The organism is Vibrio sp. 1727 (assembly GCF_033344415.1).
Lineage (GTDB): Bacteria > Pseudomonadota > Gammaproteobacteria > Enterobacterales > Vibrionaceae > Vibrio > Vibrio alginolyticus.
This window is the reverse complement of sequence record NZ_JAWPOT010000532.1, coordinates 1-562: the sequence shown is the minus strand read 5'-3', so window position 1 is coordinate 562 and position 562 is coordinate 1. Positions and strand designations below refer to the sequence as shown.

Annotated in this window: 1 pseudogene; it reads left to right on the top strand. The window is 41.6% G+C overall.

The window, feature by feature from the left end:
* Positions 1-479, top strand: a pseudogene (locus R8O10_RS26760) (hypothetical protein); the annotation flags it as partial.
* Between the last annotated feature and the right edge of the window lie 83 nt (positions 480-562).

The following is a 562-nucleotide window of genomic DNA, read 5'->3' as shown; positions in this document are numbered from 1 at the left end:
AGATATCCTTTTTTGACTATTTGCTACCTCGCCCTAACGGCGATTATCTCGTGGCTGAAATTGGCAATTATATTTATCACCATGGAACTCAAGTCATTGGGCCTCATGGTGAAAGCATCGATTCCGATCTCAACTTACGCACTTACAATCCAAACTTGTATTGTGCTGATGTCGCCATCTGGTATGGCAGCCATGTCATTGCTGGTCAAGGAGACTATCAGGTCGACATCATCTCCGATCCTAACCCCTACGATCCGACTTACCTAATAGACTGCTACGAATACATTAGTAACCCCACGACCAGACAACAATCGTTAGCATTTGATCTGAGCTACTCGCCTTACGACGAACTACTTGATGGCGAGGTGTACAGCTACATTTTGCGTCCAAAGCCTGAACTGGCTGATCGCGTTGAAGAATTTAAAATCAATATGATTTATCACAGCCCAAAGCCGTTACGCTCAAGCAACAAAAAATAACCACTTAAAATACATAATGTTATTTTGACTATTAAATCACTAAAAACAAAAAGTGGAACCGTGATCAAAGTCTCATTTCCTTC